Origin of the sequence: Vibrio variabilis, from assembly GCF_003263785.1 — a bacterium.
GTDB lineage: Bacteria > Pseudomonadota > Gammaproteobacteria > Enterobacterales > Vibrionaceae > Vibrio > Vibrio variabilis.
Genome location: NZ_JYJK01000061.1, coordinates 73,201 through 95,938 on the forward strand (window position 1 = coordinate 73,201; position 22,738 = coordinate 95,938).

Below are 22,738 nucleotides of genomic sequence, written 5' to 3' on the forward strand. Positions count from 1 at the left end.
CTGCTTTTAGCCAGCGCTTTTGCTGTTTGTAAGGATTTTGATGTTATCCCAACTACGCTCTTACCCTCTTTTCTTCCTCGGGATTATCGCTTGTTTGACCCCTTGGGTAAGCTCACCAATGGCGCTGATTTTTGGCTTTCTTCTCACTACTTTTAGCTTAGTGCCACGCGATATTCCCATCGCCAAATACACCAAAAAATTGCTCGCTTACTCGATTGTAGGTTTGGGTTTTGGTATCCACCTTGACCAAGCTCTGCAAGCAACCAGCGACGGGATCGGCCTTATTATCGCGACCATCATTGGTACACTTGTGATTGGCTGGGTTCTAGCAAGGCAAATGGAACTGGATAAACACACTGGCTATTTGATCTCGTCAGGCACTGCGATTTGCGGTGGCAGCGCCATTGCTGCGGTTGCCCCTGCTATTGATGCTGACGACGAAAGTATCGCCATTGCGCTCGCGACCGTCTTTGTATTGAACTCACTTGCACTGTTTATCTTTCCGGTCATTGGCCATGCGTTATCACTTGATCAGCATACCTTTGGTACTTGGGCTGCAATCGCCATTCACGATACCTCATCGGTCGTGGGTGCGGCATCTGCGTACGGTGAGCAAGCACTTACCACAGCAACCACACTAAAACTTGCCAGAGCGTTGTGGATCATTCCTGTTGCGCTAGTGAGTGCGATGCTGTTTCGTAACAAAAACAGCAAGCTAACTATCCCTTACTTTATCTTCTTTTACTGCGGCGCCATTTTGGTCAGTGACTACTTACCTCAGTTTGAATGGGCGTATCATGGCATTTTTGATATATCGAAAAAGTTATTGGTTGTGTGTCTATTTTTAATTGGAACCAGTATTTCCATAGAAAGACTCAAACAAGCGGGCAGTATGCCTATGTTATTTGGGATCACGATGTGGCTGCTTATTTCTGTAACGTCTCTTAGCTGGCTTTTATTCGCTTAACAGACGTTAATTGGGCATTGGTGTTGTTGACATCGGTGGAAGGCGATAGAGGGTTCTTGTTTGAAGCAGACTTTGATTTCTTGTGGTTTAAGTAGAGGATCGCTGTGAGCAAAAAAGCAGTCAACTCTGCAAGCGCTTGCGGCAATCCATCAGAGGTTAATGCAAGACCTATCTGCAATCCTATCGCAACCAATAATAGCTTGTTCATTCCCTTCCGTCTCGCTTAGCCAAATCAATAGTGGCTATTATGGTGACCCAAGCTTGGAATGAACAATGCCGATTTGGACTATGAAATAACAATAAAATCCGACTGAGAAGCTGCAAGCCATTGCTTGACGTCTCGACGCGCGACTTTGATCCCTGATGAAGTCAGATGATCTGGCATTAAGAAGTAGCCAATTGGGTGCTTGAATTTTGCTAGAAGAGGGGTAAGTTGCTCACGCATTTTGCTAAGCTCAGGCCGACTCGTTGCCTGCACGACAGCCACACATCGCGTACCAAACTCTTCGTCCTCTACAGGCACTACCATAGCTTGACTGATAAAATTCAAACTATTCAGTGCCGCTTCGACCTCTTCACAGTGAACATTCTCACCACCGGAAATAAACAGGTTGTCAGCACGACCGATCACACACAGCTCTTGTTGTGTATTCCAGCAACCGAGGTCTTTGGTATCAAACCAACCAGACTCCAGCAAAAGCGGCTAATCTTTCCTTGCACAAAGTAGCCACAAGCAAGGGTGTCACCCGCAACATAGATACGCTCATTCTCTACTTTTAGCGCTCGGTGTGGCAGCAGAGTACCAGAAGAAGCCATCGTATCGACACGTTTTGCGGTCACCGTTGATGCGGTTTCTGTCATCCCGTAGCCCATCCAAGACTCAATCCCACGAGCCTCTGCACTCTCCACTAATTTATGAGCAATATGACTGCCTCCAAGCAATACTCGTTTTAGTGAGGTCGGCCACTTATTCTCAATGATTCGCTTAAGCTGAGTGGCCACGAGCGAGGCGTGAGTGACATTGGCGATATCTGAAGCAAAGTTTCCAGAAGCAATGTTCAGCGTTGCACCTACCGTTAGCCAGCGCCAAACAATGGCGAGCCCAGAGACATGGAACATGGGTAGGCTTAGCAGCCATGAGTCATCAGCGGTAAAGCGAAAGCGCTGCAATAAGCCCTCTGCCGATGCGAGATGATTAGATGCACGGTGAGCGACGGCTTTAGGTCGTCCCGTTGAGCCAGAAGTAAAGACAATTGAGGCTACGGGTTCGGTCATCTCAATGGCATTCGTTGGCTGTGAGTCCGCCTTGGAGAAGTCATCATCGGATCTTTCGATGCGATAGAGTTCAAGCTCATCACGCTGAGCCGTTAACTCATCCCATTGACAGTTACCCCAGACAATCGCAGGCTCATCAGTGCGATACAAAGTATCAAACTTAGCAATAAACTGAGGCTTTGATTGGTCACTGAGTAAGGCAGGAATAACGCCGTGAGCGAGACAGGCAAGATAACGAAGTACCAAGCTCTGCTCTGCTCTGCCAACAAGACATACGACGTCACCGGGTGCGACACCTTGCTCAACTAAGCATTGGCCGAGTGATTGAACGTGCTCACAAAGCTCACGCCACGTCATAGCGTGGGCTTCGTTTTTAATCGCAACCTTATCCGGAGTTAACTGCGCCCAATGCTCCCAAAGAGGGAGCGGCGAATTAACGGACGTCATTAAGCCTCATTATCGCCATGTGACTGCCAATACAAGGTTTGCTCTGCCAACGTTTGCACCGGCAGCAAACATCCAGGCCATGGCGTTTCAAGCTGAGCGCCAAATAACTGCATCGTATCCAGCCCTGGTGTTTCCTCTGGATTGAGCCAATTTGCCAATCGTGCAAGCTGCCCAAGTCCGATACTCGATTCAAGGCTAGAGCTTATCACCACTTGAATGGCATGCGCTTTTGCTTCTTCGACAAGCGCCATGCACTTGTCGATGCTACCAACTAAGGTCGGTTTTATGATCAGTGCTTTCACGCCTGTAAGGTGTTTGACCGCAAAATCACTCTGGTGAACCGCGGCTTGCAGAGTCTCATCCCAGGCGATAGCAATACCCGTATCAATCGCGAACGACACACTGTCGCCGGGTTGCTGGCAAGGTTCCTCAATAAAGGCAATACGCTGCCTTAGCGATGGGGCGACATACTTAGCGAACTGTTTAGCTTTTTCTAGCGTCCAAGAGCGGTTCGCATCGAGCCTTAATGTGAGGTCTGGTATCGATTCTAGTAACAGGCTAACAATCATCCCATCACGGATAGCCTCGTAAAGGCCAACCTTAATCTTGGCGACTTTCTTGCCTTGCATGTTATTGAGCTTAGGGATCAGCTCGTCTGGGTCACCACTGCACAGTGGTGCTGCTCGATAATTGCCTTCCGCAGGTAGCTTACCGTCGAGCTCTAGTAACGCGGCCGAAAGACCAAACGCCACCGAAGGGTAACAGCTTTCAATATCGGTTGGTTGATGATGAACCCATAATTCGAGCTGGGCTTGAGCTTGAACGCCAGCCGCTTCGAGCGACTCTTGACTGAATCCAGGTAACGGGGCGATTTCACCCAATGCAACGCGGCCGTTGTCACTGAGTTCTACAACCCACCCTTCCCTTGCAGTGAGCTTTTGCTCGCGAAGAATAACACCGCTGTCCATAGGCAGACAGTAGCGATAGAGTTTTGCTTGTCTCATGGTCGTTCCCACTTCATAAGAAGTCATCACAGCCACCTTGAGAAGTTCGGTGACTATGAACAATACACCGGGTTAGGCCGCGGCATGGGCTAAGAGTTCCCAAAAAAATGGTATTCATGCACTATATTGAGCGCTCTCTCAACCCACCGCTACCAAACGTAAATAGCTGCCAAAAGGCAGCCATTGAACGTGTGAATTATGGGTTTCTTGGGAACTTGTCAAAGTCAGGGCGACGTTTTTCGTTAAAACGCGTTGCGACCTTCCTGACCTTCTTCTGTCATGTAGAACATCATGGTTGCGTTACCCGCTAGCTCCTGAAGACCAGCTTGACCATCACAGTCCGCATTCAGCGCCGCTTTCAGGCAACGAAGCGCCATTGGGCTGTGTTGAAGAACTTCACGACACCAGCGTACGGTTTCTTTCTCAAGATCCGCCAGTGGCACAACGGTGTTAACTAGTCCCATGTCCACAGCTTCTTGTGCGTCGTAGAAACGACATAGGAACCAAATCTCACGCGCTTTCTTCTGACCAACGATACGTGCCATGTAGGACGCACCCCAACCGCCATCAAACGAGCCAACTTTTGGTCCTGTTTGACCAAACTGCGCATTGTCTGCAGCGATCGTTAGGTCACACATCATGTGCAGTACGTGACCGCCACCAACCGCCCAGCCCGCTACCGATGCAATCACAGGTTTTGGACAGGTACGGATCTGACGTTGGAAATCCAATACATTCAAGTGGTGTGTACCAGAATCATCTTGGTAGCCGCCGTAATCGCCACGAACGCTTTGGTCACCACCAGAGCAGAACGCTTTCTCACCAAGGCCAGTTAGGATGATAACGCCAACACTTTCATCGTAGCGTGCATCTGCTAGCGCTTTGATCATTTCGTTGACGGTACGTGGCGTGAACGCATTGTGTACTTGTGGGCGAGCTATGGTGATTTTTGCAATACCATCTTTTGACTTGTGGTAGGTGATCTCTTCAAAGTCACCAGTTACATCAGCCAATCAACGGGGCGTATAGCTCTTCTTCTGTTAATCCAACGGTTTTAGCCATGATCTATTCCAACTATTTTTCTGAGCCTGAGCTCATTTGTTCTAGATAAGTGCGCAGCCGCGAGGCAAAAGCCACAGGCTGCTCTTTGTGTACGTTGTGGCCTGCACTGGCAATAGGTTCATAATCGAGCCCACTACCAACGGCAAGCTGAGTAAATTTGTTATCGAACTCACCACAGATATAGAGTGGTTTGCGATGTTTTGAGAACGACAATGCTTTCACGCTCGGAAGTAAGTCAGGCTGCTTCGCCAATGATGTGGCGAGCAACATGTCGCTCAATGCACTCCCAAGGTTAACACTGCGCTTAGCAATCAAAAGTTGTCTTTGCTCATGATTTAGTGAGGAAAACACCGTTTGCTGATACCAATCGGCCAAAACCACGCCAATCTCTTCCTGCTTAAAGCGCTGAGCCCATTGGCGATCACTAAACCAACGCGCGGCTTTTTGCTCATCGTCAGGCAAGCCAAAATTGCCCCCTCAATCACTAAGCCACTAACATTGAGTTCGTTAATAGTTTCGTCTGTCGCACGGTGCTTGGTCATCAAATACATCAAAAGGCGTGCGCCAAGTGAGTAACCAACCAAACAAACCGGCACTGTTGCACTCAATTTATGTGCTTGAATACAGTCTAGTATTGTCGCTGTGATCATTCTGCAAACTTGATCAAAACTTACGCCTTGAACGGGGCAACTTTTTCCGTGTCCAGGAAGGTCAATCGTCAACTGGTGATAGTCAGGTAGCGCTTGAGTTATCGCATCCCAGTCATCACCTGCCCCCAAAAAACCGTGAGCAAACACCACCAAAGGTGCTTCGGGCGATGAGTGAGCGGGTATATAGCGATAGGCTAATCGTTTAAACTCAGACATATTGGATGTCATTGGCCATAGTTAAAGTCATTAGCCACGCTTTGCCCAAGCTGGCGAATCATCTCCCCAACTTCGTGAGGTTGAGTGGTCACTTCTAATAGCAAAGTACCTTCACCCTGAGAGAGATGGTGAGCCACAGCAGACTCTAATTCTGATTTGTCTTGTGGCGCATGATAATGCAGACCAAATTGCGCCGCAGCATGATGGAACTGATAGCCGTGAGGCATTTGATAATACTGTGACTTTTGCTCTGAAGGCGCGGGAAGCATGTCAAAAATAGCGCCGCCATCATTATTGGTCACGACAATCACACATGGCTTATCAGCATGTGAAAACAGAGCCAACGAATTCATATCGTAAAGTAGTGAGGTATCACCGATATACAGAACTAGAGAGCGCTCACTCCCCTTTTGCACACCCGCTGCCGTTGCCACCAGACCATCGATGCCCGAGGCACCGCGATTACTGTAGGTTTCAATCGCAGGCATAGATGTCAGCATATCAACCAGGCGTACAATCAAGCTGTTACCGATAAACAAGTCCACACTGTTTGGCAGCGTCTCAATACTTCTCGCTACATCAAACTCAGTTAAATGTGGCGTGCTAAGAAGCTTCGACCTCACCGCATTGGGAGCGTCGATGAGTGCCTCTGCCCAGCCTGAATACTGAGATTGTGGAAGCGTATTTAATGCCGCACTCAGCCAATCCTTAATGTTGACACAAAGCTGCTTTTGTCTGAGGTGACTTGGATTTAGCCTATCAAGAACGGGAGCAAGTAATACGTACTCACACCCTGCTTCGACTTGATGATCAATCCAGCTTAACAGTCGCTTGGACACCAGTCTCGACCCGACCTGCAGAATAAAATCAGCTTGCGCCAGTGCGTCACTGGCCGTTTTGTTTTGCAGCCAAATATCGTAACGCTGCCAACGCTCACTCACGCCAGATTGGGGATCGCAAAGCACAGGCCAACCAAGGTGACTGGCAAGCGCTAGCGCCTGTTTGGCTTCAGCAAGGCGAACGCTACCGACAACAATGACGCCTTTGCGAGCAGCAAGATTAAGTAACTTTGAATCTTGAGCGAAGTCTTTCAGCCTATTTTCTGTGTAACCGGAGAAGCAATCACTACTTGCTTGCCATGCACCAACGTTCGCTAGATAGTCGGCAAACACTGTTTTATCTTCCCCACCATAAAGAGGCTCTGGGAAGGGACAATTAATATGAATACTACCGCCACGCAGTTTTTGCTCAGCGAAAGCATAATCGATGGAGGTGAGAAGCCATGACAGAGGCACTTGTGTCGACGGTGAAGGCAAATCAAGCGCATGATTGACATGTGAAGAGAAAATTCCAGTTTGCTCGATAGCTTGGTTAGCACCGCAGCCGACAAGCTCTACAGTCTGTCGGACGTGAGCAATATCAATGGTTCTTTTGTGAGCTTGGATTCTGCCACTGCCGGCAATAAGTTCGCCACAGCGGTACCAGACGTGACGATAACAGCTACTGGACTTTGCGTACTTTTAGCAAGCCCCAACGCGAAAAAGCCTAGACCACGCTCATCAAAATGCGTGTGAATCGTGAGTCCTGAATGTTCAACCGCCTCTAACGTGAGCGGCGTTGAGCGTGAACCTGGAGCAATACAAACATGTCTTACGCCTTGGCGGTAACATTCTTCTAGTAATACTTGTGTCCAAACGCGATTGAGGGCTGCTTGATGTTGGCTCATGAAGCCACTCCAAGAGAAGGGTTATCAGAGATAAGGCTGAGAAGTGTCGACATTTTCTTATCTAACTCTTGCCACTCGTGTTCAGCGACTGAACCTGGAACAATGCCCGCACCGGCAAACAATTGAACCTCATCTTTCATTAGTAGAGCACTGCGAATGGCAACGCAAAATTCAGCGCGTTCATGGCTTAAATAACCTACAGAGCCTGCGTACCAGCCTCGAGCAAACGGCTCTCTTTGTTCAATAAAAGCCATTGCTTCGTTGCGAGGTAAACCGCTACCGCCGCTGTCGGCTGAAGTGCTTGCAATAGCTGCACCGCGTTGATGCCTTTGTTTAACTGGGCAACAATATTGCGCTTTAGATGCTGCACCTTGCGAAGACGTACTAAACGAAGCTCTTGCTCTAAATGAACCTCGTTGGAATGTGGCGCTAAGCTTTGCAAAATGTCATCAACCACGTATTGGTTTTCGTTGATGTTTTTCACATCTTGCGTCAGCCAGTTAGCCAGCTTCATATCATCAGCGGCATTATCCCCGCGACCGATGGTGCCTGCTAAGGCTTCCGTCTCAAGCTGCTGACCTACTCGGCGATAGAGCCGCTCTGGTGTCGAGCCAACAAATGCCAACTCTTTGGAAAGCACCATCATAAAGTGGAAGCTATGATGATTCTCTCGATAACTGGCTTTGAGCAATTGTGCAGGTGAAATCGGCTGTTTGACGTCAACCGTGGTTTTGCGCGCGAGTACGACTTTCTTGAACTGATTATTTTCAATGCCCGTTAGCACGTCACCAACAAGTTGATGCCACTGCTGCTCGTTTGGAGTATGAGTTAGGCTCGAAATTGACGTGGCAAGCGGCGGCAATTCGGCAACATCTATTACCAGTTGCTTGAGTGCGGCTATGGCTTTTTCGACGCTCATACTAATGTTGACGGCAATACGCCAGCTCTCATCGAAGCGTATCAACTCAATTTGCGGCAAAAAGAAAAAGGCTGACATACAGCGGCGGTTTTTGTCTGTATGGCCGTCGAAGGAACGCCCACCCCAAACACGCTGATTTTCTGCCAATATGGTGTAAGCGGGCGCGGCTTCAGAGAATGTGTGTAATTGACCAAGCGCCACTACCTCTTCACGAGTGTCACGAGATTGCCAATAAAACTTCGGATAATGAGGTTGCGCTTCCAGCCAGTCGATGCAGTGAGACTTAGGACGTCCCTCAATGTCTTGCTCCAGTCGTTTACAACCTTGCGGGGCAGATTCAAGTTTTCTGACAAGTTGAGCGATAGCTGTTGTTAACTGAGACAAATCAACCTCATAACCTTAAAATTTGTTCCTATATACACGAAATACTCTATTTCTACCAACCCTATAGATCAAGCCACAAGGCGATTAATTGCTCATGATGTCAACCTGCTCACATCTGCGTCTTTTGGCAGCGTGCTTTATTTTCCACTTTGATCAGATTTTTATTCTTTCAAAAGCCAATTTGGTGTAATTTAGTAAAGAAATTATCGAATTTTTAGGAATTAAACAATGAAAAATATCGGGATGTCGTCAAAACTCGATAATGTCTGCTATGACATTAGGGGTCCTGTACTCAAACATGCTAAGCGCATGGAAGAAGAGGGACATAAAATACTGAAACTCAATATCGGTAACCCGGCCCCGTTTGGTTTTGACGCCCCTGATGAAATTCTAGTTGATGTCATCAGAAACCTGCCGACTTCACAAGGTTACTGTGACTCCAAAGGTATATACTCCGCTCGCAAAGCGGTAGTTCAACACTACCAACGCAAAGGCATTCGCAGTCTCGACGTTGAAGACGTCTACATCGGTAACGGTGTATCTGAGCTTATTGTAATGGCGATGCAAGCGTTGTTAAACAACGGCGATGAAATGTTAGTTCCCGCTCCTGACTACCCACTGTGGACAGCTGCGGTGTCACTTTCCGGCGGTAACCCAGTACACTACCTATGCGACGAAGAAGCGGACTGGTATCCAGATCTTGATGACATCAAAAAGAAAATCACACCAAAAACGCGCGGCATTGTTCTTATCAACCCGAACAACCCTACCGGAGCCGTCTACAGCCGTGATTTCCTACTAGAAGTCATCGAAATCGCTCGCCAGCACAAACTGATTATTTTTGCTGACGAGATTTACGACAAAGTTCTTTATGACGGTGCGACTCACACTTCGGTCGCAACATTAACAGAAGACGTGCTCGTGATGACCTTCAACGGTCTATCCAAGTCTTATCGTGTGTGTGGTTTCCGTGGCGGCTGGATGTTCATGACCGGACCAAAGGAAATGGCAACCGGATACATCGCTGGCCTTGAAATGCTGGCGTCGATGCGCCTTTGCGCCAACGTACCTATGCAGCATGCGATTCAAACGGCACTCGGTGGATATCAGAGTATTAATGAGCTTATTTTGCCGGGTGGTCGCTTACTTGAGCAGCGCGATAAAGCTTATGAGTTAATCACTCAGATCCCTGGTGTATCGTGCGTCAAACCAAAAGGTGCGATGTATCTGTTCCCGAAAATCGACACTAAGATGTACAACATCAAAGACGACCAGAAGATGGTGCTCGATTTCCTAAAGCAAGAAAAAGTGCTACTGGTACAAGGTACCGGCTTTAACTGGCCGAAACCGGATCACTTTAGAATCGTGACACTCCCACACGTCGAAGACCTAGAAATGGCGATTGGCCGATTTGAGAAGTTCCTGTCTACCTACAGCCAGTAACTCTTTCATATTGATACAATAAAGCCTATTCTTAATACGCGCTCAACCTTTACTGGGCGCGTATTTAAGGGGAAACGTTGTATGAAAGAAAGTCATTTTTTCGCTCACCTTGCACGCATGAAATTGATCCAACGTTGGCCTCTCATGCGCTCAGTCTCTACCGAAAATATCTCTGAACACAGCCTGCAAGTCGCCTTTGTCGCTCATGCTTTAGCCATCATCAAAAACAAAAAATTCGGTGGCAATACTAATCCAGAACGCATTGCGATTTTAGCCATGTACCACGACACCAGTGAAGTGCTGACCGGTGACTTACCCACGCCAGTCAAATATTACAACCCAGAAATCGCCAAAGAATACAAAAAGATAGAAGCCGCCGCCGAGCACAAACTTTTGTCCCTTCTACCGGAAGAGTTTCAAGAAGACTTCAAGCCGTTTTTAATCTCTAACGCCGCTCACCAAGAGGACGCACAAATAGTCAAGCAAGCCGATTCAATCTGTGCGTATCTCAAATGCCTAGAAGAGCTCAGTGCAGGTAATCACGAGTACGCCCTCGCCAAGAAACGCTTGGATGAAACGCTGCAAGAGCGTAAAACGCCTGAGATGGATTACTTTCTCCATACCTTTGCGCCAAGCTTCGAGTTGTCACTCGACGAAATCAGTTAGCATTAGGAGAGATCATGACACTAGGCACCAACATCCCAAGAGCCCTCTCTCTTGAGCCACTGGATATCTGGCAGGTCAGGCATAGTGACGAGCACAAGCTTCGTCGTAATGACCATCGCGACCCTTACCAGCGCGACCGAGCGCGTATTCTTCACTCTGCTGCATTTCGTCGCCTACAAGCGAAAACGCAGGTTCATGGCACGGGGGTAAATGACTTTCATCGCACCCGATTGACCCACTCATTGGAAGCCGCTCAGATTGGTTCGGGGATCGTCGCACAACTCAAGCAAAAGCAGCCTGAGTTCGCAGAACTATTACCGTGTGATGCGCTAATCGAAGCGCTTTGTTTGGCGCACGACATTGGTCATCCGCCTTATGGCCATGGTGGTGAAGTTGCACTCAACTACATGATGCGCGAGTACGGCGGCTTTGAAGGTAACGCCCAAACGTTTCGTATCGTGACCCAGTTAGAGCCGTACACTGAAGCCCACGGAATGAACCTAACTCGAAGAGCCTTGTTAGGGCTTTCGAAGTACCCTGCGTTTATTAGCCAAACGCGCTCAGACAAGCAGCCTCATGCGGTGGCTAATCAGCGCCAGTTAAAAGCCAAAGATTGGTCACCTGCTAAAGGTATCTACGACAAAGACTCGGTGCAGTTCGATTGGGTTTTACAACCGTTAACCCCGCCCGACAAGGCGCTCTTTCAGACCATGCGCGCGCAGCAAACATCGCCACTTGGGCATCGTAAAACTCGATTTAAGTCGCTCGATTGTTCCATTATGGAACTCGCTGATGACATCGCTTACGGCGTCCATGATTTGGAAGATGCGATTGTGCTGGAGCTTATCGATAAACAGCGTTGGCAGCAAAGCGCTGCTGAAGTATTAAAAAATCTCGAGCCAAACTGGTTGACCTCAAATATCGACTCTATTACCGAGCTTTTGTTCTCTGGTAAACACTATCAACGCAAAGACGCCATTGGCGGCATCGTCAATGCGCTACTGACCAGTATTAGAGTCGAGCCGGTACCAGACAGCCAATTTGAAAGTCCGCTACTGGCTTATAACGCCTATCTTGAAGAAGGGATGGCAGCGGTGCTCGACGTGCTCAAACAGTTCGTTAGCCAGTTTGTGATTCAGGTGCCAAGAGTGCAGATTTTTGAGTACAAAGGACAGCAGATCATTATGGATTTGTTTGAGGCCTTTAGCGCCGATCCTGAGAGGCTGTTGCCTGAATCGACCTGTCAGCTGTGGAGAAAGGCATGCGGCCAGCATGACGATGGCATGCGCGTTATCGCAGACTACATCTCAGCGATGACCGATGGCTATGCGCAGAAGATGCATCAGCAATTATTTGCCGCAAGCTAAGACCAGTTCACCCTACGAAGGCTAGCACTTGTTTGAGCCCCTACTGCTTGTCTAACTTGGCTAAGTAGTTACGCTCAAACACACCTTTGGGCATATTGTCGATTTGAAAGCCGATCATCTCATTAAACGCTGTGATTAGTGGCGTAAAATCGACATTAGGCTCAATCGACTCTAGCAGATGAAAGCCCGCTTCTACCGTTGATAGCGCATTACTCGATGGCGCTTTGCGGATGCGGTAGTCCCCTATCAAGTCATCAGCAAGCTTAACAAGCGCTAGGGAATGTAAGTTGGAAGATAGCTTCCACATCTTAAAGGCTTTCTTCCACGTCCCATCAAGCAGTATTACGCGAAGAGGTTTGCCTCCCGCTTCGGTTTTCACCTCAGACACGGTTCGTGCACCCTCACCCGGATAGAGAACCACACATTGATAACGCTCATCATCCAATAGCGCATTGAGCTCATCATGCTGACTAAAATCTTCGCCAATAAACAAACGGGCATTTTGAAGGGAAAGCGACAGGATGCGAGCGGTACCCAGTGGCCGCTTTTCTTCGCTGCTATGCTGCAAAATGATCAATTGTGTGTCACAGTGGATGGGCTCTATCCACTGACAAATACATGCCCGCTTAGCTTTGAGGCATTTTGGACAATAACGAGACATGGACACTTCTTTCGTCATAAGGCTATCGCTGTTTAGTTTACTGTGCGCATTGCTGCAAATCCCTGCGCTACAAAACTGGGTTGAATGGAACAAACTGGCAATCTACTCCGGCCAGTGGTGGCGGATAGTAACAGGAAATTTCTCACACACCAACTTAGCACACCTTGGCATGAACCTAGCCGCTCTCTGGGTGATCTGTTATCTGTTTCGCCCCAATTGGCGCCTCCTAATGTTAGTCACCCTTTGCAGCGCCGCTATGATTGGCACTGGCCTGCTGCTTAGCTCACTCAGCTACTACTTGGGACTCTCTGGCATTTTGCATGCTATCTTCGCATTTTGGGCGCTTAAAGAGTCTCTTGATGGACGTAAGTCGAGTTGGTTGTTAGTACTTGGCGGAATATTGAAAGTAGGATGGGAGCTGTATTTTGGCGGGTCAGCGGCAACATCAGCGCTCATTGAAGCCAATGTCGCTGTTCAAGCCCACGCTATCGGGTTAGCCGCGGGCTTGGGGCTGGCTCTGCTTTATCACTATCGCAGCACAGCCGTTAAAGCGTAATTCGGTCGCGGTTTTTTTCTACCGTTGCCGCACCGATACCTTTCACCTGAGTTAAATCATCAGCAGACGTGAACTTTCCATGCTGCTCGCGATAATCCACAATCTTTTGCGCCTTCTCAATACCGACGCCTTTTAAAAGCTCTGCAAGCTCCTCTGGCTCGGCTTGATTAATATTCACCGTAATATCTATGCCTTCCAGTTTGTTACCGTCAGCAGCCCATACAGTGGCGGCAGGCGCGGCTAGAAGCATAACTGCAAGCCAAAGTGTTGTAAGTAATTTCATGGTTGTCCCTATTTTAAGTTGGTTTTGGAGTGAGCAACATAAGGGAAGCGAGTATGGAAGGAAGTCTGACAGGTAAAAACTATAACGGACTGCATGAGCAGTCCGTTATTATTGAACTATCAGTTACATTCAAATGTGAATGAACTAATAATGTCTCAGCTTACTAAGTACTTGGTTACTGGGCACTTGGTTACTGGGCTCGTGATTATTGAGCGTCTAAGAAGTATTCAATCTCAGTATTGCTACGCAGGATAGCAATCACAGAGCTGATATCTTGCTGAGTCGCTTCACGGATCATCTGTGCACCAATTTGCTCGTTGTAAGCGCTGTTGTAATCTGACATGACTTTGTTCAGCTCAACGACAACGATATTACCTTGCATATCTTTAGTTTGAGCGAAACTTGCTGCACCTTCTTCAGGCTTAGACATGGCAAATACAGTGCCTGCTAGTGGTGAACTGCGATCGATCGTTTCAAGCTCACCAAACGCTAGACCGTTTGCGTTAAGCGCGTCCGATTTGCCTTCTTTAAGCTCATTAACCAGTTGAACACCAAGCTCCATTGCCGCTTGCTCACCTTTCACTTTCGCTAGCTGAGTTTCAACTTGCTCACGTACTTCTTCGATCGGCAGTACAGTTTGCTCTCGAAGGTCGTCAACACGAACCACAATGATGTGCTCAGGAGCCACTTCCATCACTTCAGAGTTCAGGCCATCTTCTTTCACTTCTGGTGATTGGATAGCTTGCATCACTGTCGCTGACTTCAAGATTTCAGGTGCATCGATTTGCGAGATAAAGTCAGTCGTCACCACTTTCTGGTTCACAGCTTGCGCTGCATCATCCAGTGAATCTGGGTATTCAAACGCTACTTTCTCTAGCTCATTTTGAAGGCTGTAGAACTCATCAATCGCAATTTGGTCTTTAAGCTCTGCGACAATCTCAGCTTTCACTTCATCAAGTGGCTTAGATTCTGATGCTTTCACCGCGTCCAATTGAATGATGTGGTAGCCGAAATCTGATTTAACCAGACCCGTGCGGTCACCAACGTTAACCAGTGCGAATGCTGCTTCTTCGAACGCAGGATCCATCACATCACGCTCAATCCAACCGAGTGAACCGCCTTCTTCAGCACTGCCGATATCTTCAGACTTTTCTTGCGCTAGAGTGGCAAAGTCAGCGCCTGCATTTAGCTCATCAAGGAGTGCTTGTGCTTTCGCTTCATCATCGCCTTGAACAAGAATGTGGCTCACTTCACGCTGCTCATCTGTCGAGTATTTGTCTAGGTGTTCATCATAATATTGCTGAACATCTTCATCCGTCACAGTTACGCTGTCTTTTAGCGCTTGTGCGGATAGCTCGATGTAAGACACTTTTACTTGCTCTGGGCGAGTAAATTGAGCTGGGTTTTCTTGGTAGTACTGCTGGACTTCTTCGTCTGTAATCACAGCCTTGTTAGCAAACTCTTCAAGCGATAGCGTTAGCGTTTTGATGTCACGCGTTTGAGTCAGCAGTTTGCCTTGTGTTTCAATTTCACTTGGCAAAGTGAACTCGCTGCCTTGAAGCGCGCTTAGTAATTGGCTACGCACTAGGTCACGACGAAGGTATTCTGCAAAGCTGTCCGCAGTGAAACCTGCGCGACGCAGCGTTGCTTGGTAAAGTTCTGAGTCGAATTTGCCGTCGTTTTGGAACTGTGGCATTTCAAGCATCATTGTACGAATTTGAGAATCGCTGATGCGAAGACCTAGAGATTCCGCATGTTGCTCAATGAGCACATCGTCGATCATGCGATCAAGTACCGATTTGCGGAAAGAAGCGACATAGCTTGGGTCGCCAAGTAGAGTTGAGAAGTACTCACCCATTTGCGACTGCATACGATTACGCTCGTTTTGATACGCCTGCTCAAACTCGCCACGACCGATCTCAACATTACCCACTTTGGCAGCTGTGTTACCGATACCGCCAGCGATATAGCTGCCAACACCTGCAAACACAAAAGACAAAATAATGAGCCCTAAGATAATTTTAACCGCGATGCTATTCACGCCTTCGCGAATTCGCTCCATCATAATTTTATTACTCTCCAGATAGGAAGGTTTATCTTCAACTGCATGGGATAATATCAGAAAAAGAAATGCGCATCAGTAAGATGCGCATATTTAAAAAAGGTTCGACTTTATTTGTCGATTAAGCTTGTTGAAAGCTTAATTTTTGTGCAGTTAACGCAAGATTTGCGACTAACTGCAACAAAAGATTAGTTACAAGCGTCTTTAAGCGCTTTGCCCGCTTTGAATGCAGGAACTTTAGCTTCAGAGATTTGGATCTCTTCGCCAGTTTTTGGGTTACGACCAGTACGAGCAGCACGAGTACGTACGCTGAATGTACCAAAGCCAACTAGAGCCACTTGATCACCTTCTTCTAGAGTAGTGCTCACTGCTTCGATGAAAGCGTCTAGTGCACGACCAGCTGAAGCTTTAGATAGATCTGCGTTTTCTGCGATTTTTTCCACTAATTGTGTTTTGTTCACTGTGTTTCCCCTTTCTGTTACCCAATTATTATTTTTAAAAGGTAACGTTAGTTCCATTCTCGTAGTTAAAGACTCCAAGCCTTGTCCATCAAGGGCTTCAGAGTTACATAGCTAAAGTTAGTGCCACAAAAAAACGCTGACAAGCTTTTTTTACCTATCAGCGTATTTCTTTTAGCTAAATTTGGGGCACATCACTATTTTACAGGCTCAAACGCCGCTCCAAGCGGTGCTCGCTCTAGTGCTACCTCGAGAACTTCGTCAATCCACTGAACAGGAATCACCTTCAAATCAGCGATGACATTGTCAGGAATCTCTTCCAGATCACGCTCGTTATCTTTTGGAATCAACACAGTTTTGATGCCACCACGATGTGCCGCAAGCAGTTTCTCTTTCAAACCGCCAATTGGCAGTACTTCACCGCGCAACGTGATTTCACCTGTCATCGCCACCTCTGCTTTCACTGGGTTACCCGTCAAACTAGAAACCAGCGCAGTACACATAGCGATACCCGCACTTGGACCATCTTTAGGTGTTGCACCCTCTGGTACGTGCACGTGGATATCACGCTTCTCGTAGAAGTCAGTGTTGATACCGAGCTTTTCAGCGCGAGAACGAACCACCGTCATCGCCGCCTGAATAGACTCTTGCATCACATCACCAAGCGAACCCGTTTGCGTTAGCTTGCCTTTACCAACCATCGCTTCTGTTTCGATAGTCAGTAGGTCGCCGCCCACTTCTGTCCAAGCTAGGCCAGTTACTTGACCAATGCGGTTGCTGTCATCAGCTTTACCGTAGTCAAAGCGCTGTACGCCAAGGTATTCTTTCAGATTGTCTTGATTAACCGTCACTTTCTTCAGTTCTGGGTCAAGCAGGATGTTCTTCACAGCTTTACGACAGATCTTCGAGATTTCACGCTCTAGCTACGTACGCCCGCTTCACGAGTGTAGTAACGAATGATGCCGATGATCGCTGAGTCTTCAATCTCAATCTCGTGCGCTTTCAGACCATTGCGTTGCACTTGCTTAGAAACAAGGTGACGCGTCGCAATGTTAAGCTTCTCGTCTTCGGTATAACCTGACAGACGAATCACTTCCATACGGTCTAGAAGGGGGCCAGGGATATTCATCGAGTTCGACGTCGCTACAAACATGACATCAGACAGATCGTAATCCACCTCTAGATAGTGATCGTTAAAGGCATTGTTTTGCTCTGGGTCTAGAACCTCAAGCAGTGCCGATGACGGGTCGCCACGCATGTCTGATGACATCTTATCGATTTCATCAAGTAGGAACAGCGGGTTCTTAACACCCACTTTCGACATTTTCTGAATCAGCTTACCTGGCATAGAGCCAATATAGGTACGACGATGACCGCGGATTTCCGCTTCATCACGCACGCCGCCAAGCGCCATACGAACGTACTTACGACCGGTTGCCGCTGCAATAGAGCGACCTAGAGAAGTCTTACCTACACCAGGAGGACCGACAAGACAAAGGATTGGACCTTTAAGCTTGTTGATGCGGTTTTGTACCGCTAAGTACTCAAGAATGCGCTCTTTCACGCGCTCTAGACCATAGTGGTCTTCATTGAGTACTTCTTCCGCTTTAGCGAGGTTTTTCTTAACCTTAGAGCGCTTCGCCCAAGGCACGCCTACCATCCAGTCGATGTAGCTACGAACCACGGTTGCTTCCGCTGACATAGGAGACATCATCTTAAGCTTTTGCAGCTCTTGCTCTGTCTTCTCTTTCGCTTCCGCTGGCATTTTTGATTCTTCGATTTTCGCTTTTAGCGTCTCGAACTCATCAGGGCATCATCAAGGTCACCCAGTTCTTTCTGGATAGCCTTCATCTGCTCATTCAAATAATACTCGCGCTGAGATTTTTCCATCTGCTTCTTAACGCGGCCGCGGATTCGCTTCTCAACTTGCAGTAAGTCGATTTCCGATTCCATTTGACCCATCAAGAACTCTAGACGCTCAGTGACATCGAGTAGCTCTAGAACTTGCTGTTTATCTGCAAGTTTCAATGGCATATGTGCAGCGATGGTGTCCGCAAGACGCGCTGCTTCATCAATTCCACCCAGAGAGGTGAGCACTTCTGGTGGGATTTTTTTGTTGAGCTTGATAAAGCCTTCGAATTGGTCAATGGCGCTGCGCACAATGACTTCTTCTTCACGTTCTTCAAGTTCAGGAGTAATTAGGAATTCTGCATCCGCAACAAAAAAATCTTCGTCACGGTAACTGCTGATTTTAGCGCGTTGCTGGCCTTCAACGAGCACCTTTACCGTGCCGTCAGGAAGCTTGAGCAGCTGTAGAATCGTTGCCACTGTACCTGTGGTGTACAGATCATCAATTTTTGGCTCTTCAGTATCTGCTTCTTTTTGAGCCACTAGGAGTACTTGCTTGTCATTGTCCATCGCAGCTTCTAAACAGCTGATCGACTTTTCGCGGCCAACAAACAAAGGAATCACCATGTGTGGGTAAACCACAACGTCGCGCAGAGGCAATACCGGGATTTCTATACGCTCGGAACGTTCCAAGTTCATATTATTCTCTCTTCCGCTTAGTATTATTTTCAGTATATGGGGCGTATTCGTTGGATTCAATAAAGAAATAAAAAAAGGAGGTAATCAATACCTCCTTTTTGAGTGAACTTGGCAAATTACTCTGCGCTTGCCACTTGATTGTCGTTGTTGGTGTAGATAAGTAGCGGTTCTGACTCACCATTTATCACGCTTTCATCGATAACCACTTTGCTCACATCGGTTGCCGATGGTAGCTCATACATGGTTTCTAGAAGCACACCTTCAAGGATTGAACGTAGACCACGCGCACCTGTTTTACGCTCCATCGCTTTAGCAGCAATCGCACGCAACGCGTCTTCGCGGAACTCAAGCTCAACACCTTCAAGCTCGAACAATGCGCCATACTGTTTAGTCAGGGCGTTCTTCGGCTCGTTTAGGATTTGGATAAGTGCATCTTCATCAAGTTCCGTCAGGGTCGTGGTGACCGGAAGACGTCCAATGAACTCAGGGATTAGGCCGTATTTAACCAAATCTTCTGGTTCAACTTGAGTGAATAGCTCACCAACGGTTTTGGTCTCGTCTTTCGAGCGAACTTCCGCACCAAAGCCAATACCTGTACCTGTCGCTACACGCTGGTCAATCACTTTATCTAGCCGGCAAACGCACCGCCACAGATAAATAGGATCTTAGACGTGTCCACTTGCAAGAACTCTTGCTGTGGATGCTTACGACCACCTTGAGGTGGCACTGAAGCGATAGTACCTTCAACCAGTTTAAGTAGTGCTTGCTGAACACCTTCACCAGACACATCACGTGTGATTGACGGGTTTTCAGCCTTACGTGAGATCTTATCGATTTCATCGATATAGACAATGCCACGCTCTGCTTTTGCTACGTCGTAGTCGCACTTTTGCAGTAGTTTCTGAATGATGTTCTCTACGTCTTCACCAACATAACCGGCTTCGGTTAGTGTTGTTGCGTCGGCCATAGTGAATGGAACATCAAGGAAACGAGCAAGCGTCTCAGCAAGTAGCGTTTTACCACTACCCGTTGGACCGATAAGAAGGATGTTACTCTTACCGAGTTCAACACCATCTGCCGTTGTATCACCATTGCGCAAGCGCTTGTAGTGGTTGTACACGGCGACAGAGAGAACCTTCTTCGCATAGTCTTGGCCGATTACGTAATCGTCTAGGTGCGCGCGAATGTCTCTTGGCGTTGGCAACGCTTCAGATTCCTTCTTCGGCAGCACATCTTTGATTTCTTCGCGGATAATGTCGTTGCATAAATCAACGCATTCGTCGCAAATGTAAACAGACGGACCTGCGATTAGCTTGCGAACTTCGTGCTGACTTTTACCACAGAAAGAGCAGTACAACAGTTTACCGCTACCGCCCTCTTTGCTTTTATCTGTCATTCGCTAACCTCTTAGCCTTTACTTTCTATGTTTTGAGTGTATATCAATTTAGACTATATTGCGCCCGAGAATTCATTTTTCAAGGGCGGCAATCCAGTCTTATTTCACTCAAACGATGACGGGTTAACCGCGGTGGGTTAAAACTTCGTCGATAATACCGTACTCAGCGGCTTGAGCTGCTGACATGAAGTTGTCACGGTCTGTATCTTTTTCAATCACTTCGAGTGGTTGACCCGAGTGCTCAGCAAGAAGTTTGTTTAGCTTCTCTTTGATTGTCAGGATTTCTTGCGCGTGGATCTGAATGTCTGACGCCTGACCTTGGAAACCACCAAGTGGTTGGTGAATCATCACGCGAGAGTTTGGTAGCGCAAAGCGTTTACCTGGCGCACCACCAGCAAGCAGGAAAGCACCCATCGAGCAAGCTTGTCCAGTACATAGCGTGCTGACGTTAGGCTTGATGAACTGCATGGTGTCGTAGATAGACATACCCGCAGTAACACTGCCGCCTGGTGAGTTGATGTAAAGGAAAATATCTTTGTCAGGATTTTCTGATTCTAGGAAAAGCATTTGGGCGACGATTAGGTTCGCCATGTTGTCTTCCACTTGACCAGTCAAGAAAATGATTCGTTCTTTTAGAAGTCGCGAATAAATATCGTAAGAGCGTTCGCCACGGGAAGTTTGTTCAACCACCATAGGTACTAGCGCGTTCATAATTGGCGACATTGCATTTTTTTCTTGGTAGCTCATATTCTTATGTCCCTAAAATAAATGGTCCGGATGATAAACATCATACGGACCATTGTTAGCAGAGAAGTCGACTCTAAGTCAACCTTCTATACAAGATATTGCTTATTAAGCTGCAGGCTGTTGGTTCATTAGCTCGTTGAAGCTAACTTCTTTGTCAGAAACCTGTGCTTTAGCTAGGATCGCGTCGATCGCTTGCTCTTCTAGTGCAACGTTGCGCATGTTGTTCATCATTTGCTCGTTTTGCTCGTAGTAAGCGATAACTTCTGATGGGTCTTCGTAAGCCGTTGCCATTTCAGAGATAAGCTCTTTCACTTTCTCATCGCTAGCTTCTAGCTCTTCAGACTTGATCACTTCACCTAGAAGAAGACCAACCACTACGCGGCGCTTAGCTTGCTCTTCGAATAGCTCACGTGGAAGCTGAGCAGCAGCTTCTGGGTTGCCGCCGAAGCGTTGTGCAGCTTGCTGACGTAGAGCACCGATCTCTTGATCGATAAGTGCAGCAGGAACGTCGATGTCGTTCTCTTTAACTAGACCGTCAAGCGCTTGCTCTTTGATGCGGTTCTTGATTGCTTGCTTAAGTTCACGCTCCATGTTCTTACGAACTTCTGCTTTAAGAGCGTCAACGCCACCTTCAGCAACACCGAACTTAGCAACAAACTCGTCGTTGATTTCTGGTAGTTCGCGAGCTTCAACCTTGATCACTTTGATTAGGAATTTAGCTGCTTTACCTTTTAGGTTTTCAGCGTGGTAATCTTCTGGGAAGTTTACGTCGATTTCGAATTCCATACCCGCAGTCTTACCTTGGATACCGTCTTCGAAACCAGGGATCATGCGACCAGCGCCCATTTCTAGTGGGAAGTTCTCAGCTTTACCGCCTTCGAACTCTTCACCGTCGATAGAACCAGTGAAGTCGATAGTTACACGCTTGCCGTCTTCAGCAGCTTCTTCAACTTCAGTCCAAGATGCTTGTTGCTTACGTAGAGTTTCGATCATCTCTTCAACGTCTGCGTCTTGTACTTCAGTCGTTGGTTTTTCAACAACAACGTTCTCTAGACCCTTAAGTTCTACTTCTGGGTACACTTCGAAAGTTGCAGTGAATACTAGATCTTTACCCGCTTCGTTCTCAACAGGAGCGAAAGTTGGTGCGCCTGCTGGATTGATTTTTTCAGAAACGATTGCTTCGATGAAGTGACGTTGCATAACTTCACCCATCACGTCTTGACGTACTGCTTGGCCGTACATTTTAGCAACCATCTTCATTGGCACTTTGCCTTTACGGAAACCATCGAAACGACGGTTTTTCGCGATGTTGCGTAGTTCAGCTGTCACTGCGTCTTCGATGTTAGCAGCAGGAACAGTAATGTTTAGACGGCGCTCTAGGCCCTCTAGAGTTTCAACAGTAACTTGCATTGTATAAACCTCAGTTTGGCTCAGTGTTGGCTGAGCGTATGAGCGTCGATATCACGAGGATATTTCCGCTTCATCCTTGTTAGTACCCAAAGGTACTTCTTTAAAATGAGCATCGATAACCAGTCAGTGGCACGTTATATAGCACCTTGCTCTGGCGATCGGACTAATGAGTGACGTCTTCGTCATGCTGAACGAGTCAACTTAAAGGCATCTCTGATTAGTCTCAGGACAAAATTTCAGACGCGACATTCTAGCGATCTCCACCTACCCTGTCGAGTCGAAGTCGGGTCAATCGACGCTTTTGTCGCTAATTACTCAAAGAATTGGGGAATCATTGCTGTTTTCTCCCAAGTCCACAATGAAATGGGGACAATATCGTCTTTTTCAAGAGATTGAAGGGCTTTTTTTGGTGAAAGAGCAAAAAAGAGATCTTGCTCCTGTTTTGCAGCTTTGCCACCTCTCAGAAATAATAACTTTTTCGCCACAAGTTAG

Annotated in this window: 16 protein-coding genes and 6 pseudogenes; 5 read left to right on the forward strand and 17 right to left on the reverse strand. The window is 47.4% G+C overall.

Going from position 1 to position 22,738, the window contains the following annotated elements; genetic code table 11:
• The first annotated feature begins 40 nt into the window (after positions 1–40).
• Positions 41–967, forward strand: a complete 927-nt coding sequence (locus TZ48_RS09040) for a YeiH family protein (protein WP_112478925.1) — start codon at positions 41–43, stop codon at positions 965–967.
• Here the strand turns inward: TZ48_RS09040 and TZ48_RS09045 are convergent.
• The 8 genes and pseudogenes from TZ48_RS09045 to TZ48_RS09075 form a co-directional block, all read right to left on the reverse strand.
• Complete coding sequence (locus TZ48_RS09045) at positions 945–1,175, reverse strand: hypothetical protein (protein ID WP_112478926.1); 231 nt, start codon at positions 1,173–1,175, stop codon at positions 945–947. The genes TZ48_RS09040 and TZ48_RS09045 overlap by 23 nt on opposite strands.
• Positions 1,176–1,253: 78 nt before the next feature.
• Entirely contained in the window at positions 1,254–1,598 is a 345-nt protein-coding gene (locus TZ48_RS24910) for an AMP-binding enzyme (protein ID WP_239670761.1), read from the reverse strand.
• Positions 1,595–2,689, reverse strand: a complete 1,095-nt coding sequence (locus TZ48_RS09050; RefSeq protein ID WP_239670762.1) for an AMP-binding protein — start codon at positions 2,687–2,689, stop codon at positions 1,595–1,597. Before TZ48_RS09050 ends, TZ48_RS24910 begins: the two co-directional genes overlap by 4 nt.
• Entirely contained in the window at positions 2,689–3,693 is a 1,005-nt protein-coding gene (menC, locus tag TZ48_RS09055) for an o-succinylbenzoate synthase (protein WP_112478953.1), read from the reverse strand. The genes TZ48_RS09050 and menC overlap by 1 nt, the downstream gene beginning before the upstream one ends.
• Before the next feature lie 196 nt (positions 3,694–3,889).
• A pseudogene (gene menB / locus TZ48_RS09060) lies at positions 3,890–4,755 on the reverse strand (1,4-dihydroxy-2-naphthoyl-CoA synthase).
• A 12-nt stretch (positions 4,756–4,767) separates the two neighbouring features.
• Positions 4,768–5,621: pseudogene (gene menH, locus TZ48_RS09065) on the reverse strand (2-succinyl-6-hydroxy-2,4-cyclohexadiene-1-carboxylate synthase).
• 8 nt (positions 5,622–5,629) lie between these two features.
• Positions 5,630–7,347: pseudogene (gene menD, locus TZ48_RS09070) on the reverse strand (2-succinyl-5-enolpyruvyl-6-hydroxy-3-cyclohexene-1-carboxylic-acid synthase).
• A pseudogene (locus TZ48_RS09075) lies at positions 7,344–8,650 on the reverse strand (isochorismate synthase). Before TZ48_RS09075 ends, menD begins: the two co-directional pseudogenes overlap by 4 nt.
• Before the next feature lie 228 nt (positions 8,651–8,878).
• Between TZ48_RS09075 and TZ48_RS09080 the strand changes: the two are divergent.
• From TZ48_RS09080 to TZ48_RS09090, 3 genes are all read left to right on the forward strand, one after another.
• Positions 8,879–10,093 carry a pyridoxal phosphate-dependent aminotransferase gene (locus tag TZ48_RS09080; RefSeq protein WP_112478927.1) on the forward strand — a complete coding sequence of 405 codons (1,215 nt, stop codon included), beginning with the start codon at positions 8,879–8,881 and terminating at the stop codon, positions 10,091–10,093.
• Positions 10,094–10,174: 81 nt separating this feature from the next.
• Positions 10,175–10,759 (forward strand): 5'-deoxynucleotidase, encoded by a 585-nt coding sequence (yfbR, locus tag TZ48_RS09085; protein ID WP_112478928.1) that lies wholly within the window; start codon positions 10,175–10,177, stop codon positions 10,757–10,759.
• 14 nt (positions 10,760–10,773) lie between these two features.
• Entirely contained in the window at positions 10,774–12,126 is a 1,353-nt protein-coding gene (locus tag TZ48_RS09090) for an anti-phage deoxyguanosine triphosphatase (protein WP_112478929.1), read from the forward strand.
• A gap of 40 nt (positions 12,127–12,166) precedes the next feature.
• Here the strand turns inward: TZ48_RS09090 and TZ48_RS09095 are convergent, their stop codons facing one another.
• Positions 12,167–12,787, reverse strand: coding sequence for a tRNA-uridine aminocarboxypropyltransferase (locus TZ48_RS09095; protein ID WP_112478930.1), 621 nt, complete (start codon positions 12,785–12,787; stop codon positions 12,167–12,169).
• On the opposite strand from TZ48_RS09095, the gene rrtA reads away from it, so the two are divergent.
• The gene (rrtA, locus tag TZ48_RS09100) at positions 12,786–13,343 is read left to right on the forward strand and encodes a rhombosortase (RefSeq protein WP_112478931.1); all 558 of its coding nucleotides are present in this window, start codon (positions 12,786–12,788) and stop codon (positions 13,341–13,343) included. The genes TZ48_RS09095 and rrtA overlap by 2 nt on opposite strands.
• Here the strand turns inward: rrtA and TZ48_RS09105 are convergent.
• The 8 genes and pseudogenes from TZ48_RS09105 to TZ48_RS24360 all read right to left on the reverse strand — a co-directional run bounded on the left by TZ48_RS09105 (position 13,333) and on the right by TZ48_RS24360 (position 22,731).
• Positions 13,333–13,593, reverse strand: a complete 261-nt coding sequence (locus TZ48_RS09105) for a ComEA family DNA-binding protein (protein WP_420822931.1) — start codon at positions 13,591–13,593, stop codon at positions 13,333–13,335. The two genes, rrtA and TZ48_RS09105, sit on opposite strands and share 11 nt — an antisense overlap.
• Positions 13,594–13,831: 238 nt before the next feature.
• Positions 13,832–15,691: a peptidylprolyl isomerase gene (ppiD, locus tag TZ48_RS09110; protein ID WP_112478933.1), complete on the reverse strand. Its 1,860-nt coding sequence runs from the start codon at positions 15,689–15,691 to the stop codon at positions 13,832–13,834.
• Positions 15,692–15,876: 185 nt separating this feature from the next.
• Complete coding sequence (locus TZ48_RS09115) at positions 15,877–16,149, reverse strand: HU family DNA-binding protein (RefSeq protein WP_006075676.1); 273 nt, start codon at positions 16,147–16,149, stop codon at positions 15,877–15,879.
• A 194-nt stretch (positions 16,150–16,343) separates the two neighbouring features.
• Positions 16,344–18,693: pseudogene (gene lon, locus TZ48_RS09120) on the reverse strand (endopeptidase La).
• A 116-nt stretch (positions 18,694–18,809) separates the two neighbouring features.
• Positions 18,810–20,089 (reverse strand): annotated as a pseudogene (gene clpX / locus TZ48_RS09125) (ATP-dependent protease ATP-binding subunit ClpX).
• 123 nt (positions 20,090–20,212) lie between these two features.
• Positions 20,213–20,836, reverse strand: coding sequence for an ATP-dependent Clp endopeptidase proteolytic subunit ClpP (clpP, locus tag TZ48_RS09130; RefSeq protein ID WP_112478934.1), 624 nt, complete (start codon positions 20,834–20,836; stop codon positions 20,213–20,215).
• Between the two features lie 105 nt (positions 20,837–20,941).
• Positions 20,942–22,246, reverse strand: coding sequence for a trigger factor (tig, locus tag TZ48_RS09135; RefSeq protein ID WP_112478935.1), 1,305 nt, complete (start codon positions 22,244–22,246; stop codon positions 20,942–20,944).
• Between the two features lie 311 nt (positions 22,247–22,557).
• The gene (locus TZ48_RS24360; RefSeq protein WP_162674526.1) at positions 22,558–22,731 is read right to left on the reverse strand and encodes a hypothetical protein; all 174 of its coding nucleotides are present in this window, start codon (positions 22,729–22,731) and stop codon (positions 22,558–22,560) included.
• Between the last annotated feature and the right edge of the window lie 7 nt (positions 22,732–22,738).

Coding starts and splice junctions, on each gene's coding strand:
- TZ48_RS09040 (WP_112478925.1), top strand. CDS start 41: ATGTTATCCCAACTACGCTCTTACCCTCTTTTCTTCCTCGGGATTATC.
- TZ48_RS09045 (WP_112478926.1), bottom strand. CDS start 1,175: ATGAACAAGCTATTATTGGTTGCGATAGGATTGCAGATAGGTCTTGCA.
- TZ48_RS09050 (WP_239670762.1), bottom strand. CDS start 2,689: ATGACGTCCGTTAATTCGCCGCTCCCTCTTTGGGAGCATTGGGCGCAG.
- menC (WP_112478953.1), bottom strand. CDS start 3,693: ATGAGACAAGCAAAACTCTATCGCTACTGTCTGCCTATGGACAGCGGT.
- TZ48_RS09080 (WP_112478927.1), top strand. CDS start 8,879: ATGAAAAATATCGGGATGTCGTCAAAACTCGATAATGTCTGCTATGAC.
- yfbR (WP_112478928.1), top strand. CDS start 10,175: ATGAAAGAAAGTCATTTTTTCGCTCACCTTGCACGCATGAAATTGATC.
- TZ48_RS09090 (WP_112478929.1), top strand. CDS start 10,774: ATGACACTAGGCACCAACATCCCAAGAGCCCTCTCTCTTGAGCCACTG.
- rrtA (WP_112478931.1), top strand. CDS start 12,786: ATGGACACTTCTTTCGTCATAAGGCTATCGCTGTTTAGTTTACTGTGC.
- TZ48_RS09095 (WP_112478930.1), bottom strand. CDS start 12,787: ATGTCTCGTTATTGTCCAAAATGCCTCAAAGCTAAGCGGGCATGTATT.
- TZ48_RS09105 (WP_420822931.1), bottom strand. CDS start 13,593: ATGCTTCTAGCCGCGCCTGCCGCCACTGTATGGGCTGCTGACGGTAAC.
- ppiD (WP_112478933.1), bottom strand. CDS start 15,691: ATGATGGAGCGAATTCGCGAAGGCGTGAATAGCATCGCGGTTAAAATT.
- clpP (WP_112478934.1), bottom strand. CDS start 20,836: ATGAGCTACCAAGAAAAAAATGCAATGTCGCCAATTATGAACGCGCTA.
- tig (WP_112478935.1), bottom strand. CDS start 22,246: ATGCAAGTTACTGTTGAAACTCTAGAGGGCCTAGAGCGCCGTCTAAAC.